General features: G+C 68.4%; 17 protein-coding genes. 14 read left to right on the forward strand and 3 right to left on the reverse strand.

Annotated features, from left to right (window positions below):
* Nucleotides 1-49: 49 nt before the first annotated feature.
* The gene (locus tag FHR97_RS10810) at nt 50-1,051 is read right to left on the reverse strand and encodes an AraC family transcriptional regulator (RefSeq protein WP_183383817.1); all 1,002 of its coding nucleotides are present in this window, start codon (nt 1,049-1,051) and stop codon (nt 50-52) included.
* A gap of 352 nt (nt 1,052-1,403) precedes the next feature.
* On the opposite strand from FHR97_RS10810, the gene antA reads away from it, so the two are divergent.
* The 10 genes from antA (at nt 1,404) to FHR97_RS10860 (ending at nt 10,345) form a co-directional block, all read left to right on the forward strand.
* Complete coding sequence (gene antA / locus FHR97_RS10815) at nt 1,404-2,789, forward strand: anthranilate 1,2-dioxygenase large subunit (protein WP_183383818.1); 1,386 nt, start codon at nt 1,404-1,406, stop codon at nt 2,787-2,789.
* A 3-nt stretch (nt 2,790-2,792) separates the two neighbouring features.
* The gene (gene antB / locus FHR97_RS10820) at nt 2,793-3,278 is read left to right on the forward strand and encodes an anthranilate 1,2-dioxygenase small subunit (RefSeq protein WP_183383819.1); all 486 of its coding nucleotides are present in this window, start codon (nt 2,793-2,795) and stop codon (nt 3,276-3,278) included.
* 20 nt (nt 3,279-3,298) lie between these two features.
* Nucleotides 3,299-4,315 (forward strand): anthranilate 1,2-dioxygenase electron transfer component AntC, encoded by a 1,017-nt coding sequence (gene antC / locus FHR97_RS10825; protein ID WP_183383820.1) that lies wholly within the window; start codon nt 3,299-3,301, stop codon nt 4,313-4,315.
* 96 nt (nt 4,316-4,411) lie between these two features.
* The gene (locus tag FHR97_RS10830; RefSeq protein ID WP_183383821.1) at nt 4,412-5,536 is read left to right on the forward strand and encodes a muconate cycloisomerase family protein; all 1,125 of its coding nucleotides are present in this window, start codon (nt 4,412-4,414) and stop codon (nt 5,534-5,536) included.
* Between the two features lie 29 nt (nt 5,537-5,565).
* Nucleotides 5,566-5,856, forward strand: a complete 291-nt coding sequence (gene catC, locus FHR97_RS10835) for a muconolactone Delta-isomerase (RefSeq protein ID WP_183383822.1) — start codon at nt 5,566-5,568, stop codon at nt 5,854-5,856.
* 65 nt (nt 5,857-5,921) lie between these two features.
* Nucleotides 5,922-6,896, forward strand: coding sequence for a catechol 1,2-dioxygenase (gene catA / locus FHR97_RS10840; RefSeq protein ID WP_183383823.1), 975 nt, complete (start codon nt 5,922-5,924; stop codon nt 6,894-6,896).
* Nucleotides 6,897-6,970: 74 nt separating this feature from the next.
* Nucleotides 6,971-7,954: a TRAP transporter substrate-binding protein gene (locus FHR97_RS10845; protein ID WP_183383824.1), complete on the forward strand. Its 984-nt coding sequence runs from the start codon at nt 6,971-6,973 to the stop codon at nt 7,952-7,954.
* A 57-nt stretch (nt 7,955-8,011) separates the two neighbouring features.
* A complete protein-coding gene (locus FHR97_RS10850; RefSeq protein WP_183383825.1) occupies nt 8,012-8,545 on the forward strand; it encodes a TRAP transporter small permease in 534 nt (177 codons plus the stop codon).
* Nucleotides 8,542-9,804, forward strand: coding sequence for a TRAP transporter large permease (locus tag FHR97_RS10855; protein WP_183383826.1), 1,263 nt, complete (start codon nt 8,542-8,544; stop codon nt 9,802-9,804). Before FHR97_RS10850 ends, FHR97_RS10855 begins: the two co-directional genes overlap by 4 nt.
* A gap of 166 nt (nt 9,805-9,970) precedes the next feature.
* Nucleotides 9,971-10,345, forward strand: coding sequence for a DnaJ family domain-containing protein (locus FHR97_RS10860; protein WP_183383827.1), 375 nt, complete (start codon nt 9,971-9,973; stop codon nt 10,343-10,345).
* Between the two features lie 114 nt (nt 10,346-10,459).
* Here FHR97_RS10860 and FHR97_RS10865 read toward each other — a convergent pair whose 3' ends face one another.
* On the reverse strand, nt 10,460-10,693 hold the full coding sequence (locus FHR97_RS10865) for a hypothetical protein (protein ID WP_183383828.1): 234 nt from the start codon (nt 10,691-10,693) through the stop codon (nt 10,460-10,462).
* A gap of 307 nt (nt 10,694-11,000) precedes the next feature.
* Between FHR97_RS10865 and FHR97_RS10870 the strand changes: the two genes are divergently transcribed.
* On the forward strand, nt 11,001-12,416 hold the full coding sequence (locus tag FHR97_RS10870) for a dihydrolipoyl dehydrogenase (protein WP_183383829.1): 1,416 nt from the start codon (nt 11,001-11,003) through the stop codon (nt 12,414-12,416).
* 23 nt (nt 12,417-12,439) lie between these two features.
* Here the strand turns inward: FHR97_RS10870 and FHR97_RS10875 are convergent, their stop codons facing one another.
* Nucleotides 12,440-12,910, reverse strand: a complete 471-nt coding sequence (locus FHR97_RS10875) for an Lrp/AsnC family transcriptional regulator (protein WP_183383830.1) — start codon at nt 12,908-12,910, stop codon at nt 12,440-12,442.
* Between the two features lie 134 nt (nt 12,911-13,044).
* Between FHR97_RS10875 and kynU the strand changes: the two genes are divergently transcribed.
* From kynU to FHR97_RS10890, 3 genes are all read left to right on the forward strand, one after another.
* Entirely contained in the window at nt 13,045-14,274 is a 1,230-nt protein-coding gene (gene kynU, locus FHR97_RS10880) for a kynureninase (RefSeq protein ID WP_183383831.1), read from the forward strand.
* Nucleotides 14,275-14,290: 16 nt separating this feature from the next.
* Nucleotides 14,291-15,067 carry an alpha/beta hydrolase gene (locus FHR97_RS10885; RefSeq protein WP_183383832.1) on the forward strand — a complete coding sequence of 259 codons (777 nt, stop codon included), beginning with the start codon at nt 14,291-14,293 and terminating at the stop codon, nt 15,065-15,067.
* 63 nt (nt 15,068-15,130) lie between these two features.
* Nucleotides 15,131-16,474, forward strand: a complete 1,344-nt coding sequence (locus tag FHR97_RS10890; RefSeq protein ID WP_183383833.1) for a sodium-dependent transporter — start codon at nt 15,131-15,133, stop codon at nt 16,472-16,474.
* The last annotated feature ends 66 nt before the right edge of the window (nt 16,475-16,540 follow it).

A 16,540-nucleotide genomic window follows, 5' to 3' on the forward strand; every position in this document is an offset into this window, starting at 1 on the left:
ATCGCCTGGAGCCGCGGCGACTAGCCGGAATCGGAACCGGAGGCCGCGCTCAGTGCCGGACGATCTCGCCCTGTGCGGCGAACCGGCCGATGGCCTGGGAGGGCCGCTCGCCGAAGCGCTTCTGGTAGTCCTTCGAGAAGCGGCCGAGCTGCAGGAAGCCGCAGTCCATGGCGATGCTGGAGACGCTTTCCCGCGGGCCGGCATGCTCCAGGCGACGCTTCACCCACTCGAAGCGCAGGTTGCGGAAGTGGGCGATGGGCGCGGTACCGAAGTGGGCATGGAAATCCTGGTAGAGGCGTTCCCGGGAGACGCCGGAGAGCTTTTCGAGATCTTCCAGCGTGAGCGGCTGGTCGAGGGATTCACGCATCATGGCGTCGAGCTGGTCGAGGTAGCCCGGACGCTCCTGCTGGCGGCCGAGCAGCTCTCCCGAGTAGTTGTGGGGCTGGGCGTAGAGCAGGCTGGTGATCAGGCTGCTCTCGAAGTTGCCCCAGACTTCCGGCAGGTCACACAGCGAGCCTTCGGCGCCGAGCAGGTCCTGCAGGTGAGCGACGGTCTTCCACCAGTCGCCTAGGTGGCCTTCGAGCGGCATCCGCGGGTCGAAGATCACCGGAGCCTTTACCTTGCGGCCGAGCAACTGGCCGAGGCGTTGGTGCACGGCTTCGCGGGACAGCCGCACCAGCTGCTTGCGACAGTCGTCGTCGATGTCCAGGTGCAGCGGCTGGTTCGGGGAGATGATCGCCCCCACCCGGGTATCCGAGGCGAATTCCTGTCGCGCGTATTCGATGTGCTGCTCGCCGGACAGCGGCAGGCTGATGCTGTAACTGTGGGCCAGGTCGTCGACCCGGATGTTGACCCGAGTCGAGTACTCGATGATGCCGAGGGCCACGTTGCCGAGCGCCGTGCCCTCGTGACGGAAGGCCAGCTCATGTGGCCGCGGGACTTCGAGCTCGTGCGGGCCGTTGATGCCGCGCATCCAGCGACAGGCATCGTCGGGCTCGTGGAGCAGGGTGGCGATCCGTTGGCGGGGCGACGCTTGGGGCACCAGAGTCATACGGTCTCCTCGCCTCCGGGGCCTGGCCGCTGGTCACGGCTTCTCGTTGGATGTGTCGTGGCCCAGTGTCGGAGGCTGATATGTTCGCCTGGCGGTATAAAGTACGTATTGCGAACTTTGTTGTTGGAGTATAGCACCTTTATGCCATATCTCGATCCGCCTGGGGCGAGGTGCGAGCGGCTTTTCGCCGAGGTTGCGACCAAAGTCTAGCCGCTTCGGGCCGGCCTGGCAGGCGGGGGGAGGGGCGACGCTGAAAAAGTGCATAGCGTTGGCCGAAGAAGCGAATAGTGGCCAGGCGAGAGCCTGCCTAAGTTGGGTCACACCACGACAAGCAACAAGACGGTGATGACCGATGACCGCACTACGCTCTATCCCCGAGTGGCAGCAATTCGTCGAGAACTGTCTCGATTTCCGCCCCGATGACGGCGCCTACCAGATGGCCCGGGAGATGTTCACCGACGAGGCCCTGTTCGACCTAGAGATGGAACTGATCTTCGAGAAGCAGTGGATCTTCGCCTGCCACGAGAGCCAGATTCCCAACAACAACGACTTCATGACCATGCAGGCCGGTCGCCAGCCGATGATCATCGCCCGTGACGGAAAAGGTGAGCTGCGGGCCCTGGCCAACACCTGCCAGCACCGTGGCGCGACCCTGGTGCGCACCGAGTGCGGCAACCAGTCCACCTACACCTGCCCCTTCCATGCCTGGTGCTACAAGTCCGACGGCCGCCTGGTCAAGGTCAAGGCGCCGAGCGAGTATCCGGCGGACTTCGACAAGGCGAGCCGCGGCCTCAAGCAGGCACGCATCGAGAGCTACCGGGGCTTCGTCTTCATCAGCCTGGACGCCGAGGGCACCGATAGCCTCGAGGACTTCCTCGGCGATACCCGGCTGTTCTTCGACATGATGGTCGAGCAGGCCGAGGACGGCGAGCTGGAGGTGCTGCCGGGCAAGTCGACCTACACCTTCAACGGCAACTGGAAGCTGCAGAACGAGAACGGTCTGGACGGCTATCACGTCAGCACCGTGCACTACAACTACGTCTCCACCGTGAAGCATCGCCGCGAGCTCGAGGCGCAGAAGCAGGGCGGCGGCGACACCCTCGACTACAGCAAGCTCGGTGCCGGCGACAAGGACACCGACGACGGCTGGTTCTCCTTCGCCAACGGCCACAGCCTGCTGTTCAGCGACATGCCCAACCCCCAGGTGCGTCCCGGCTACGCCACAGTGATGCCGCGCATGCTCGAGAAGCACCCCCAGGAGCGCGCCGAGTGGACCATGCATCGCCTGCGCAACCTGAACATCTACCCGAGCCTGTTCTTCATGGACCAGATCAGCTCGCAGCTGCGCATCGTGCGCCCGGTGGCCTGGAACAAGACCGAGGTCATCAGCCTTTGCCTGGGCGTGAAGGGTGAGTCCGACGCCGACCGCGAGAACCGTATCCGCCAGTTCGAGGACTTCTTCAACGTCTCCGGCATGGGCACCCCCGACGACCTGGTGGAGTTCCGCGAGCAGCAGCGCGGTTTCCAGGCGCGCGCCTCCCGCTGGAGCGACATCTCCCGGGGTCACCAGGACTGGCAGTACGGCGAGACCCACAACAGCCAGGTGCTCGGCATCAAGCCGGTGACCACCGGCACCGAGTTCACCCACGAGGGCCTCTACGTCAACCAGCACGGCACCTGGCAGCGGTTGCTGCTCGAGGGCCTCGAGAAGAAAGCACTCAAGCTCCAGGAGGTGTAAGCCATGACTCTTCAGCAATCCATCGAGCAGTTCCTGTACCGCCTGGCCGAGCTCTGCGATGACCGCGACTGGGACGGCTATCTCGACCAGTTCGCCCCGGAGTGCGAGTTCCACATCCCGCAGTGGAAGAACGAGGACGAGCTCACCCGCGATCCCAGGCGCGAGATGTCGCTGATGTACTACGCCGACCGCACCGGCATCGAGGACCGCGTCTTCCGCCTGCGCACCGGCAAGTCCGCGGCCTCCACGCCGCTGCCGCGCACCCTGCACCTGATCGACAACGTGCGCTGCACGGAGCAGGGCGATGGCATCGTCCAGGTGCGGGTCAACTGGGTGACCCATTTCTATCGCTTCGGCGAGAGCGGCCACTTCTTCGGCACCGCCGACTACACCCTGCGGGGCGAGGGCGACGGCTGGAAGGTCCTGCGCAAGCACACCGTGTTGCTCAACGACAAGATCGATTCCGTGCTGGATTTCTACCACGTCTGAGTTTCGCTGGAGGGCGAGTCATGCATAACACAGCCGCCATCGTCTTTCGGGACGGCACCACGCGCTTCGTCAAGGTCGACGACAACGAGCTGCTGATGGACGCCGCCCAGCGTCACGGGGTCAACCTGCCGGTGGACTGCCGGGAAGGGGTCTGCGGGACCTGCCGCTGCCTGCGCGAGGCCGGCGAGGTCGATGTCGAGTACATCGACGAGGAGGCGCTGACCGAGGAGGAGATCGCCGAGGGCCACGTGCTGGCCTGCCAGACGCGACTGCGCTCCGCCCACGGTTCCTTCTACTTCGACGTGGACTCCGACGTGTGCAGCGTGGCCACCGAGGTGCACGACGCCACCGTAAGCGCCGTGGAACCGGTCTCCGATGCGGCCGCCATCCTCGAGATCACCCTCGACGATCCCGCCCAGGCGCTGCAGTTCCTGCCCGGGCAGTATGCGCGCCTCGAGATCCCGGGCACCGACGCCTGGCGGGCCTACTCCTTCGCCACCGCCTCGGTGAGGGACGGCAAGCTGCGCTTCCTGATTCGCCTGCTGCCCAGCGGGGTGATGAGCGACTACCTGCGCGAGCGCGCCCGGCCGGGCGACGCCATCTCCCTGGAAGCCCCGCTGGGCGCCTTCTACCTGCGTGAGGTGCAGAGCCCGCTGCTGATGGTGGCGGGGGGCACCGGGCTCTCGGCCTTCCTCGGCATGCTCGAGCAGCTCGAGGACGCGGGCGACTGCGCCCAGCCGATCCGGCTGTGCTACGGCGTGACCCAGGAGGCCGACCTCAGCGAACTCGACCGACTGGATCGCTTCACCGAGATCCTGCCGGACTTCGCCTACGAGACCGTGGTGATGAATCCCTCGGAGGCCTGGCAGGGCAGGAAGGGCGTGGTCTGCGACCTCTTCGACCTCGACTTCCTGGCCCAGCCCTTCGATGCCTACCTGTGCGGTCCGCCGCCGATGATCGAGGCCTCGAAGCAGTGGCTCGAGGAGCGTGAGGTCGGCGAGCACCGGCTGTTCTTCGAGAAGTTCGTCTCGAGCTGATCGCTCTCCGGCCGGTGGGCGACCCGCCGCCGGCCGGAGCCCACCCGACCATCACCCCGTGAGCGGTGCCCCACGGCGCGCCGCCTGGAGACCCCGATGTCCGACATCCTGATCAAAGAAATCGAGACGCTGCTGGTCGACCTGCCGACCATCCGGCCGCACAAGCTGTCGATGACCACCATGGCCTGCCAGACGCTGGTCATCATCCGCCTGCGGTTGTCCGACGGCACCGAGGGCCTGGGCGAGGCCACCACCATCGGCGGCCTGGCCTACGGCCCGGAGAGCCCCGAGGGCATCAAGCAGACCATCGACACCTACCTGGCGCCGCTGCTGATCGGCCAGCCGGCCCACAACCTCAACGCCCTGCGGGCGCGCATGGCCCGTCATGCCCGCGGCAACAGCTTCGCCAAGTCCGGGCTCGAGACCGCGCTGCTCGACGCCGAGGGCAAGCGCCGCGGCTTGTCGGTGGCGGCACTGCTGGGCGGGGCCCGCTGTGATCACCTGCCGGTGCTGTGGACGCTGGCCAGCGGCGATACCCAGAAGGACATCGACGAGGCCTTCCAGCGCCTCGAGGAGCGCCGCCACTGCGACTTCAAGCTGAAGATCGGCGCCAACCCGGTGGACCAGGACGTGCGCCACGTCGGTGCCATCAAGGCGGCGCTGGGTGACCGGGCGAGCGTGCGGGTCGACGTCAACCAGGCCTGGGACGAGGCCACCGCGGCCCGCGGTATCGATGCCCTGGAGGCCGCCGGCATCGACCTCATCGAGCAGCCGATCCCGGCCCGTGAGTTCGCCGGCCTGACCCGGCTGGCGCAACGCTTCGTGGTGCCGATGCTGGCCGATGAGGCGGTCCACGACGCCCGCGACGGCTTCACCCTCGCGGCCGGCGGCTTCGGCGACGCCTTCGCCCTGAAGATCGCCAAGGCCGGCGGGCCGCGCAGCGTGCTGGAGCTGGCCCATGTGGCCCAGGCCGCCGGCGTGAGCCTCTACGGCGGCACCATGCTCGAGGGCACCATCGGCACCGCCGCCTCCCTGCATGCCTGGGCGACCCTCGGCGAGCTGACCTGGGGCACCGAGATGTTCGGCCCGCTGCTGCTCAAGGACGACATCGTCGCCAGGCCGCTGCATTACCACGAGTTCGGCGTCGACCTGCCGACCGGACCCGGCCTCGGCATCACCCTCGACGAGGACAAGCTCAACCATTATCGGCGCCGCGACTGAGCCGCGCCCAGCATCCCAAGGAGACGCCCATGCTCTTCCAGGTGGAAATGACCGTGAAGCTGCCGCCGGACATGCCGGCCGAGCGGGCCGCCGAGATCAAGGCGACCGAGAAGGCTTACGCCCAGGACCTGCAGCGCGCCGGCAAGTGGCGCCACCTGTGGCGGGTCGCCGGCAGCTACGCCAACGTCAGCATCTTCGACGTCGAGGACAACGCCGAACTGCAGGAGCTGGTCGGCAATCTGCCGCTGTTCCCCTACATGGAGATCCGCGTCACGCCGCTGTGCCGTCACCCGTCCTCGATCCGCGAGGACGATGCCTGACTCACGGAGGACGCCGGCCAGCGTCGCCGGTCGCCAACGACACGACAATAACCGAGGAAACGATCATGACCGTGAAGATCTTCGATACCCCCGAGGTGCAGGACTTCCTGAAGGCCGTCGCCGGCTTCGACCAGGACGGCGGCAGCGAGCGCGCCAAGCAGATCCTGCATCGCCTGGTCGGTGACCTGTTCAAGCTGATCGACGACTTCGACGTCACCCCCGAGGAGTTCTGGTCCGCCGTCAGCGTGCTCAACGCGCTTGGCCAGGGCACCCAGTATGGCCTGCTGGCCCCGGGGCTCGGCTTCGATCACTACCTGGACATGCGCATGGATGCGGCCGACGCCGAGGCCGGTCGCACCGGCGGCACCCCGCGCACCATCGAGGGCCCGCTCTACGTGGCCGGCGCGCCGGAGCTCCAGGGCTCCGGACGCATGGACGATGGCACCGACACGGACGGCGAGGTGATGTGGCTGACCGGGCAGGTGCGTGACACCGACGGCAACCCGGTCGCCGGCGCCAGGGTCGAGATCTGGCACGCCGACTCCAAGGGCGGTTACTCCTTCTTCGATCCTTCGCAGAGCGAGTACAACCTGCGCCGCACCATCATCACCGACGCCGAGGGCCGCTACGCGGTGCGCAGCATCATTCCCTCCGGCTACGGCTGCCCGCCGGACAGCCCGACCCAGCAGGTGCTCGACCTGCTCGGCCGTCACGGCCAGCGTCCGGCGCACATCCACTACTTCATCTCCGCGCCGGGGCACCAGCACCTGACCACCCAGATCAATCTGGCCGGCGATCCCTACACCTTCGACGACTTCGCCTTCGCCACCCGCGAGGAGCTGGTGGTGCCGGGCCAGCGGATCGAGGACGCCGCCGAGGCCGACAAGCGCGGCCTCGAGGGACCCTTCACCGAGGTGGTGTTCGACGTCGAGCTGTCGGCGACCGCGGATCCCGAGCTTCAGCATCGCCACAACCGCCCGCGGGCCAAGGAAGACGAGCAGGATCAGGCCAGCCAGCAGGCCGCTACCGCCAAGGTATGACGCGCCCCGCGTCGATAGCCGGCCCTCCGGGGCCGGCGCCACCAGCCAAGACTACAACAAGAGAGACCCACCCCATGAACACGCTCAAGACCCTGATGACCGCCGCCGTGGCGACCACCCTCGCCGTCGCCGCCTTCAGCGCCCAGGCCCGTGACTTCCGGCTGGGCCTGATCACCCCCCAGCCGCACATCTGGACCCAGGAGGCCGAGGGCTTCGCCGAAACCCTGGCCGAGCGCTCCCGCGGCGAACACAGCGTCAGCATCTTTCCCGCCCAGCAGCTGGGCACCGAGGCGCAGATGGTCCAGCAGCTCCAGGCGGGCTCCCTGGACATGGCCTTCCTGACCCTGGCCGAGATCTCCAACCGCATCCCGGACTTCGGCGCCCTCTACGCGCCCTTCCTGGTGGAGGACATCGATCATGCCGTGGCCCTGCTGCACTCGGACACGGCCGAGGGGCTGCTCGACAGGATGCCGGCCCAGGTCGGACTGGTAGGTGTGGGCTACGGCATGGCCGGCATGCGCCAGATCCTCAGCCGTGAGCCCATCGAGTCCGCCGAGGACCTGAGCGGGCTCAAGGTGCGCATTACGCCCTTCGACCCGATCCGCGACTTTTACGCCGCCGCCGGCGCGGCGCCCACGCCGCTGCCGCTGCCCGCCGTCTATGATGCGCTGGCCAACGGCCAGGTCGATGCCATCGACATGGATTACGATTCCATCCGCTTGCTCAAATTCTACGAGCAGGCCGAGAACCTGGTGATCTCCAACCACATGATCTTCCCCATGGTGGCGGTAATCTCCGGGCGCGTCTGGGCGCAGCTCGATGGCGAGGATCGCGAGCTGATCCGCACCGCCATGGCCGAGCACGCCGACAACGTCATGGCCCGCTTCCAGGAGCATCACGCGGCCTGGGGCGAGGACCTGCGCCGCCAGGACATCACGGTGACCGAGGTCGGCCCCGACTTCTTCGCGGACGCCATCGAGAAGTGGGAAGGCGTCTGGGCGCCCAAGGCCCCGTCGCTGGCCAAGTTGCGCGACACGGCCGCCGAGCTGGCCGAATGATACTCCGCTGTTCCTCATGATCGCCCCGGCCATGCGCCGGGGCCCCTGGAGGCCGTCATGTTCAAACGACTCTCGTCCGGAGGGGCCATCGCGGCGGGACTGGCCGCGCTGATCAGCCTGCTGATCCTGCTCAACATCGCCACCCGCTCGCTGGGCCATGCCCTCTACTGGACCGACGAACTGGCCATCCACGCCATGATCTGGATGACCTTCTTCACCACCTCGGCGGTGCTCAAGCGTCGCGAAGGCGTCGCCGTGACCCTGCTGGTCGATGCCCTGCCGGATGGCATGCGCCAAGGGCTGCACCTCTTCGTCGACGCCATGGTGCTGTTCTTCGCGCTCTTCCTGGCCGTGCTGTGCTGGCGCTGGTACGACCCGGCGACCCTGTGGGCCACCGGCTTCGATATCCAGGCTTTCCAGGGGGAGACCTTCAACTTCATGTATTCCGAAACCTCGCGCACGCTGGGCATTCCCAAGTTCTGGGCCTGGCTGTGCCTGCCGATCTTCGCCGTCTCGCTGAGCCTGCATGCCGTCGTCAACCTGATCGACGGCCTGAAGGGCCTGGTGGGCGCGGAAAGGAGGCTCGCATGACTCTCGTCGTCTTCGCCGTGCTGCTGCTTGGCGCGGTGCCCATCGCCCTGGTGCTGGCCCTCACCGCCGCCTGGTACATCGCCGATTCGGGCAACACCCTGCTGTTCGCCTCCTATCCCCAGCAGCTGTATGGGGCCATCGAGAACTACGGCCTGCTGGCCATCCCCCTTTTCATGCTCGCCGGCGAGCTGATGAACGAGGGCGGGCTGACCCGGCGGCTGATCGACCTGGCGCGGATCCTGGTCGGCGGCTTCCGCGGCGGCCTGGTCTACATCAACCTCGTCGCCAACATGATGATGGCCGCCATCGTCGGCTCGGCGGCCTCGCAGATCGCCATCATGTCGCGGGCCATGGTCCCGGCCATGGAACAGGACGGCTACGACAAGCCGTTCGCGGCGGCCATCACCGCCGCCGGCGGGCTGCTGTCGCCGATCATTCCGCCGTCGATGCTGTTCGTGCTCTACGGGGTGATGGCCCAGGTGCCGATCGCCGACATGTTCATCGCCGGCATCATCCCGGGCCTGTTGATGGGTGGGCTCTTCTTCCTGGCCATCGCCGCGGTGGGCCTGGTGCAGCAGTATCCGGTGGGGGAGTGGCCGAGCCGCGAGCAGGCCAGGCGCTTTCTGCTGATGGGCCTGCCGGCCCTGACCATCCCGCTGCTCATCATCGGCGGCATCCTCGCTGGCCTGGCCACGCCCACCGAGTCCGCGGCCCTGGCCTCGCTGGCGGCGCTGCTGATCGGCCGCTATATCTACCGCGACCTGACCTTCGCCCGGTTGCCGGAGATCCTCAAGCGCACCGCCTTCAATGCCGGCCTGGTGATCATGCTGATCGCCGCCGCCGGGGTGTTCGGCTGGGTGATCGTCTACGAGCAGCTGCCGCAGATGGCCGCCGCCTGGATCGCCGGCCTGACCGACAACCCCTTCGCCTTCCTGATGCTGGTGGTGGGCATCCTGCTGCTGGTGGGGATGATCGTCGACGGCATCGCCGCGCTGATCCTGGTGGTGCCGATCCTGCTGCCCATCGCCCAGAACCAGTTCGACATCACCGCCTACCAGTTCGGGGTGGTGGTGTGCCTGACCCTGGTGCTGGGGCTGCTGACGCCGCCGGTGGGGGCGGGGCTGTTCATCGGCTCGTCGATGACCGGGGTGCCGCCGCTGAAGATCTTCCGCGCGCTCTGGCCCTTCCTGCTGATGAGCCTGCTGGCGCTGGTGCTGCTGGCCTGGCAGCCCTGGCTGACCCTGGCGCTGATCGGATGATTGCCAGGGCGATGGCGACCCTCGCCGAGGGTCGCCTGCTCGAGGCGTCGCTGCGCCTGATGTGAGCATCTCGGCCGGGCACCCGGGTGAGGCCGCAACGCTCGGCGAGGGTGTTACGCTCAGAGCTAGACGCGGCCTGCAGGTCAGCCGCGGGGGAGGGAAGGGCATGACCCTGGTCGATCAACTGGCGGAAGCCCATATCCGCAAGGCGCTCGACGGCGGCGAGTTGGACCGCCTGCCCGGTCGCGGCCAGCCGCTGCACCTGGACGACGACAGCCTGGTCCCGGAGGAGCTGCGGGCAGGCTATCGGCTGCTCAAGAACGCCGGCTTCCTGCCGCCGGAACTGGAGCTGGTGCGCGAGATCCGCGAGGTGGAGAGCCTGATCGCACGACTCGATCATGGCGAGGAGCGTAACCGGGCGTGCGCCCGTCTCAACCTCTTGCGCAGCCGGCTGCGTTCCCGGGGACGTGAGCCGAGCTTGCTGCTCGAGCGCGGCGAGTACCGGGACAGGCTGCTCCGGCGGCTGGACGAGGAGGGCTGAAGCCACCGTGTCGGGCCGCGCTGGCCGTGAACCCATCGAGGCGGCGGCCTGGGCGAGCGCCCAGGCCGTGGGTGGAGGCTATCCCCGCCACACCGGCTGGCCGATGGAAGGGGATCAGGCGTGATCCACGATGCCGCTGGCGCCCGCGCCATGGGCACAGTGGCCGCAGCAGTAGAGCGCCTGGCCGTGCTGGACGCCGTGGCCGATGATCCGGATGCCGCAGGCGGCGCATTCGGGGGCCAGCTTGTGGATCGCGCATTCGAAGCAGTCGAAGGTGTATTCGGTGCCGTCCTTGATCACCTGAAAGGAATCGTCATAGCCGTTGCCGCAGGTGTCACAGGTGCCCATGGCCTTCTCCTCTCGGTTTTCCCCTGGCTGGCCTATCGTCTCAGGACTGCCTGGAGTATGGGTCACAGCCAACCGCCTTGCCATCGGCACCCGGGGGATCACGGGTACAGGCCGGGACCGGACGCTCAGCCCTGAACCTGCGAACCCGGGGCCTATCTCATGATCGCCATCATGGTGGTGAGTCGGGTAGGCACACTATGCTGTTCCCATGGTTGCCGTCGCGGACGCTCGACGCAGCCGCGTCCTGGCCGGCCCTGGGCTCGGCGCATCAGGTGCCCCGGTGGGTTGACCAGGCGAGGAGGGCGAAATGACACGTCATGCACGCATGGTGATCCTCGGGACCGGCACGGCCGGGCTCAGTGCCTTCAAGCAGGCCTCCGAGACCACCGACGACATCCTGCTGGTGGATCCCGGCCCCCTGGGGACCACCTGCGCCCGGGTCGGCTGCATGCCGTCCAAGGCGCTACTGAAGCTGGCCCGGGACGTGGACGCCGCCCGGCGCCTGGTCGAAGCGGGCTTCGTCGCCGGCCCACTCGGCGAGATCGACGATGCCGCCGTGCTGGCCCAGGTGCGCCGGTTGCGCGATCGCTTCGCCGCGGGCCCCAGGGCCGCCGTGGAGAAGCGGGGCGAGCGCTATGTCCGGGCCCGGGCCCGCTTCGTCGGCCCCGACACCCTGGACCTGGATGGCGAGCGGGTCAGCGCCGATGCCATCATCGTCGCCACCGGTAGCGAACCCGTCGTGCCCGAGGCCTGGCGGGCGCTCGGCGCCCGATTGCTGACCAGCGACAGCGTGTTCGATCTCGATCGCCTGCCCCGGCGACTCGCGGTGGTGGGACTCGGCCCCATCGGCGCGGAACTCGGCCAGGCGCTGGCGATGCTGGGCGTGGAGGTGCATGCCTTCGCGCGGCACGACCGGGTAGCGGGACTCGACGACCCGGTGGTCAATGCCGCCGCCTGCCGGGCCCTGGGGCGCTCCCTGCACCTCCACACCGGCCAGGCGGCGGAGCCCGAGCCCACCGGGGACGGCGTGAGGATCCGCTTCGGCGAGGAGGCCTTCGAGGTGGATGCCGTCCTCGCCGCCATGGGGCGACGGCCCCGAGTGGAAGCCCTCCACCTGGAGGCGCTGGGCCTGCCCCTGGGGCGCAACGGCCTGCCCGAGCTGGACCCTCGCCGGCTGCGCGCCGGCGACACCCCGGTGTACTTCGCCGGCGACGTCAACGGCGTGATCCCGCTGATGCACGAGGCCGCGGACGAGGGGCGGCTGGTCGCCTACCACGCCCTGAACCCCGATGCCGAGTGCCTGACGCGCCGCACCCCCCTGGCGATCGTCTTTACCGAACCGGAGGTCGCGCGGGTCGGGCTGGCCTTCGACGAACTGCCCAGCGAGGCCCTGATCGGCGGCAGCGACTTCGGCAAGCTGGGCCGGGCCATCATCCTGGACGATCGGGGCGGGCCGCTGAGGGTCTATGCGGACCGGGACGGGCGCCTGCTGGGGGGCGAGATGGCGGTCACCGGCGCCGAACACCTGGGGCATCAGCTGGCCTGGCTGATCCAGCGGCAGGTGACGGTCGAGGAAGCGCTCCTGCTGCCCTTCTATCACCCGGTGCTCGAGGAAGGGCTGCGTTCCGCCCTGCAGGACCTGCGCCGTCAGCTGCCGGAGTCGGCCAGGCGGCCGGATCTGCCCCTGTGTGGCCACCAGGACGATCCGTTACCGGGTATCTGAGGAAGGAGATGGAGGCGGGGTCGCTATCCGGCCTCGACCTTCAGCGGCCCGTTGGTCTTGAGCGACTCCATGGCCACCTGCGTCGCGATGTCGTGGAGGCCCTCCATCGGGCTCACGGCCTCGGCGAGGAACCGTGACAGTGCCCCCAGGCTCTCCACCACCACCTTGAGGATGAAGTCGTGATTGCCGGTGACGGTATGGCACTCGGTGACCTCGTCCCGGGCCAGCAACGCCGCCACGGCCTCCCGGGGCGTGTGCATGCGCCGCTTGTCCACCGAGATGAAGATGAAGGCCGTCACCGCCAGGCCCAGGGCCGCCGGGTTCAGACGCAGCGAATAGCCCTCGATCACCCCCTCCTGCTCGAGGCGCGCGATGCGTCGCGAGCACTGGCTGGGGGAGAGGTTGACCGCCTCGGAGAGGGCGCCGAGGGTGAGGCGGGCATCCTGCTGCAGGGCATGCAGGATCTTCAGGTCGAAGCGGTCGAGTGATGTCATTTTTCGTTTTTAGCTTCTTTATGCAAGAGTTTTGCATATAAGGTGATATGGGGCGCCTCATAACGCAACCCTGTGTCGTCCGTCTCCCCCTAGAATGCACCCAGGCGATTCTTTTCCCTTTCCGGAGACCCGACATGAGCGTGAGCCTGGAACGCGTCCGCGACCTCGACCGCCAGGATCCCCTGGCCGACTTCAAGCGCCGCTTCGCCCTGCCCGAGGGCATACTCTACCTCGACGGCAACTCCCTGGGCGCCCAGCCCAGGGCCGCCCGCGACGCCGTGGCCGCGACCCTGGACCAGTGGCGCGACGAGCTGATCAAGGGCTGGAACCAGGGCTGGTTCGATGCCCCGGAGCGCCTCGGCAACAAGCTCGCCCCGTTGCTCGGCGCCGGCGAGGGCGAGGTGGTGGTCACCGACAACATCACCCTCAACCTCTTCAAGCTGCTCGGCTTCATCACCGGCCAGCGGACCGACGGCCGCCACGTGGTGCTCAGCGAGGGCGGCAACTTTCCCACCGACGGTTACATCGCCCAGGGCTTCTGCCGCCTCACCGACCACGAGCACCGCGTCCTGCCCGAGGGCGCCGACCTGGCCGAGCACCTGGACGGGGTGGCCGTGGTGGTGCTCAGCGAGGTCAACTATCGCACCGGGCGTCGCCGCGACATGGCGGCCACCACCCGGCTGGTCCACGCCCAGGGCGCCGAGGTCGTCTGGGACCTGGCCCATTCGGCCGGGGCCCTGCCGGTGGCGCTCAACGACAGCGGCGCCCGCTATGCGGTGGGCTGCACCTACAAGTACCTCAACGGCGGCCCGGGCGCGCCGGGCTTCCTGTATGTCCGCCGCGACTGCCAGGGGGAGGGCTGGCAGCCCCTCTCCGGCTGGCACGGCCACGCCGCGCCCTTCGCCTTCGACGCCGACTATGTGCCGGCGACGAACATCACCCGCTTTCGCACCGGCACCCACTCGGCGTTGGCCTACAGCGCCCTGGAGGCCTCCCTGGCGCTCTGGGCCGACGTCGATATGCAGGCTCTGCGCGAGAAGAGCCTGGCGCTGACCGAGCTGTTCCGCGAGTGCCTGGCCGACGTGCTGACAAGCCACGGCATCGAGGACATCACCCCGGCGTCGGAGGCGCGCGGCAGCCAGGTATCGCTGGTGGATACCGAGCACGGCTACGCCATCGTCCAGGCGCTGATCGCCCGCGGGGTGATCGGCGACTACCGCGAGCCGGGCCTGCTGCGCTTCGGCTTCACGCCGCTCTACCTGAGCCATGAGGATGTCTGGCAGGCGGCCCGCCACTTCCGCGAGGTGGTGGAAAGCGGCGAGTACCGGGACCCGCGCTTCCGCGTTCGCGCCGCCGTGACCTGACCCGGGAGCCCATGCGATGACCCGCGACGCCCTGGAGCGCGACTACTCGCCGAGCCGCTACGCCCGCGACTTCGCGGCCACCCTGGCCCGCCAGGCGGCCGAGGGGGCCGCCCTGGTCGCAGCCCATCGGCCGGCGCGGCTGCGCTATGCCGACGATCCCGCGGCCTGCACCGATCTCTTCCTGCCGCCCGAGCCGGGGCCCTGGCCGCTGATGGTGTTCATCCACGGCGGCTACTGGCAGGAGCTGGATCATACCGCCACCGACTTCCTGGCCGCGCGCTACCTGGCCCGGGGCATGGCCTTCGCCTCGCTGGGCTATGGCCTGGCGCCGCGGGTGTCGATCGAGACGATGATCGCCCAGTGCCGTCAGGGGCTCGCGGCGGCAGTGGAAGCGGTGGCGGAGCAGGGTGGCGTCGCCCGGCGGGTGCTCGGTGGCCACAGCGCCGGGGCCCAGCTGGCCTGCCGAGTGGCCGCCGCCGAGGCGTGCTCGCCGGACGGCGTGACCATCGACGCGCTGCTGCTGGTCAGCGGCGTCTACGACCTGACGCCGCTGGTCGACACCCATGTGAACGCGCCCCTCGGCCTGGATGTGGCCCGGGCGCACTCGCTGAGTCCGATGTTCGATGATCTCGCGGGCCTGCCGCCCCTGGAGCTGCTGGTCGCCGAGCACGATACCCCCGCCTTCCGGCGCCAGGCGTTCGACTTCCGGGCCGCGGTACTGGCCGCCGGCGGCGCGGCGCGGCTGCGCGACCTGCCGGACTGTGATCACTTCGACATCCTCGATCACTTCTAGGCCGCTCCGGCGGCACGACAACAACCAAGGGGCGGCTGGAAGCCCCTGAGGACCCCCTTCGTCATGAACAAGACCCGAGCACAGTTCTCCTCCCGCTTCGGCTTCCTGATGGCGGCCGCCGGCGCCGCCGTGGGCCTCGGTAACGTCTGGAGCTTCCCCTCCATGGCCGCCAACAACGGCGGTGGCGCCTTCCTGCTGCTGTACATCCTGATGGCCTTCGTGCTGGCCTATCCGGCGCTGATGGCCGAGCTGACCCTGGGGCGCTACGCCCAGAGCGGGGTCATCCAGGCCATGTCCCGGGTCGGCGGAAGCGGCACTGCCGGTCGCCTGGGCGCCGGCATCGGGGGGCTGGCCATCCTGACCGCCTGCCTCGGCCAGGCCTTCTACGCCATCGTCACCGGCTGGCTGATCGGCTTCACGGTGACGCCACTGCTCGACGTGCTGGGTCTCGACGCCTGGGCCACGGCCTTCGGCGAGGCCGGCTTCTGGAAGGACTGGTGGCTGGCCAGCGCGGCCATGCTGATCACCGTCGCGGTAGTGCTGGCCGGGGTCAACAAGGGCATCGAGCGCTGGTCCAAGCGGCTGATGCCGCTGCTGATCGTGCTGATGCTGGCGCTGATCGTGGCAGTCATGACCCTGCCCGGCGCCAGCCAGGGGCTCGGCGCCTATCTGGTGCCGGATGTGTCACGCCTGTCCGGCCAGCTGGTGCTGGACGCCATGGGCCAGGCCTTCTTCTCGCTGTCCATCGGCGTGGGCGCCATGGTGATCTACGGCTCCTACCTGAGCCGCGAGGCCCACCTGCCCAGGACCGGTGCCCAGGTGATGTTCATCGACATGGGCGTGGCCTTCATCGCCGGCCTGTTGATCGTGCCCTCGATGTTCGTGGCCGACGAACTGGGCGTGGACATCTTCGATGCGACGGGGCAGCTGCAGAGCGCCTCCACCCTGCTGTTCGACGTCATGCCGGCGATGTTCGCCCAGCTCGGCGGCATGGGCACCGCTCTGGAAATCCTGTTCTTCGCCCTCTTGGCCATTGCCGCCCTGACCTCGATGTTCCCGGTGCTCGAGGTGCCCGTCGCCACCCTGGCGGAGACCGGCCGCGTGTCGCGCACCCGGGCGACCCTGCTGATGGGCGGACTGATCTTCGCCATCTCGACGCTGATCCTGAGGCACTTCGAGATGCTCTTCGGCCTGGCCATCGAGGTGACCATCACCTACAACATGCCGCTGATCGGCGCCCTGGTCTGCCTCTACGTGGGTTGGCTGCTGTCGCGCAATGCCAAGTTGCAGGAACTGCGCCAGGGCGCACCGGAGATCGAGGACACCCTGTTCTGGAAGCTCTGGCCCTGGTACATCCGCTTCGTCTGCCCGCTGCTGCCGTTGGTGGTGCTGGTCAACAGCCTCTAGGCTTGCCGGTGGTGGCGCCGCCTGCTTGACTGACGGGGGTCGCCGGAGGGCGGCCCCTGTCCCGCA

Source organism: Halomonas stenophila (genome assembly GCF_014192275.1).
GTDB classification, from domain to species: Bacteria; Pseudomonadota; Gammaproteobacteria; order Pseudomonadales; family Halomonadaceae; genus Halomonas; species Halomonas stenophila.

What these genes read in the sequence shown, in the direction of transcription:
- FHR97_RS10810 (WP_183383817.1), bottom strand. Translation starts at nt 1,051, where the DNA reads ATGACTCTGGTGCCCCAAGCGTCGCCCCGCCAACGGATCGCCACCCTG.
- antA (WP_183383818.1), top strand. Translation starts at nt 1,404, where the DNA reads ATGACCGCACTACGCTCTATCCCCGAGTGGCAGCAATTCGTCGAGAAC.
- antB (WP_183383819.1), top strand. Translation starts at nt 2,793, where the DNA reads ATGACTCTTCAGCAATCCATCGAGCAGTTCCTGTACCGCCTGGCCGAG.
- antC (WP_183383820.1), top strand. Translation starts at nt 3,299, where the DNA reads ATGCATAACACAGCCGCCATCGTCTTTCGGGACGGCACCACGCGCTTC.
- FHR97_RS10830 (WP_183383821.1), top strand. Translation starts at nt 4,412, where the DNA reads ATGTCCGACATCCTGATCAAAGAAATCGAGACGCTGCTGGTCGACCTG.
- catC (WP_183383822.1), top strand. Translation starts at nt 5,566, where the DNA reads ATGCTCTTCCAGGTGGAAATGACCGTGAAGCTGCCGCCGGACATGCCG.
- catA (WP_183383823.1), top strand. Translation starts at nt 5,922, where the DNA reads ATGACCGTGAAGATCTTCGATACCCCCGAGGTGCAGGACTTCCTGAAG.
- FHR97_RS10845 (WP_183383824.1), top strand. Translation starts at nt 6,971, where the DNA reads ATGAACACGCTCAAGACCCTGATGACCGCCGCCGTGGCGACCACCCTC.
- FHR97_RS10850 (WP_183383825.1), top strand. Translation starts at nt 8,012, where the DNA reads ATGTTCAAACGACTCTCGTCCGGAGGGGCCATCGCGGCGGGACTGGCC.
- FHR97_RS10855 (WP_183383826.1), top strand. Translation starts at nt 8,542, where the DNA reads ATGACTCTCGTCGTCTTCGCCGTGCTGCTGCTTGGCGCGGTGCCCATC.
- FHR97_RS10860 (WP_183383827.1), top strand. Translation starts at nt 9,971, where the DNA reads ATGACCCTGGTCGATCAACTGGCGGAAGCCCATATCCGCAAGGCGCTC.
- FHR97_RS10865 (WP_183383828.1), bottom strand. Translation starts at nt 10,693, where the DNA reads ATGGGCACCTGTGACACCTGCGGCAACGGCTATGACGATTCCTTTCAG.
- FHR97_RS10870 (WP_183383829.1), top strand. Translation starts at nt 11,001, where the DNA reads ATGACACGTCATGCACGCATGGTGATCCTCGGGACCGGCACGGCCGGG.
- FHR97_RS10875 (WP_183383830.1), bottom strand. Translation starts at nt 12,910, where the DNA reads ATGACATCACTCGACCGCTTCGACCTGAAGATCCTGCATGCCCTGCAG.
- kynU (WP_183383831.1), top strand. Translation starts at nt 13,045, where the DNA reads ATGAGCGTGAGCCTGGAACGCGTCCGCGACCTCGACCGCCAGGATCCC.
- FHR97_RS10885 (WP_183383832.1), top strand. Translation starts at nt 14,291, where the DNA reads ATGACCCGCGACGCCCTGGAGCGCGACTACTCGCCGAGCCGCTACGCC.
- FHR97_RS10890 (WP_183383833.1), top strand. Translation starts at nt 15,131, where the DNA reads ATGAACAAGACCCGAGCACAGTTCTCCTCCCGCTTCGGCTTCCTGATG.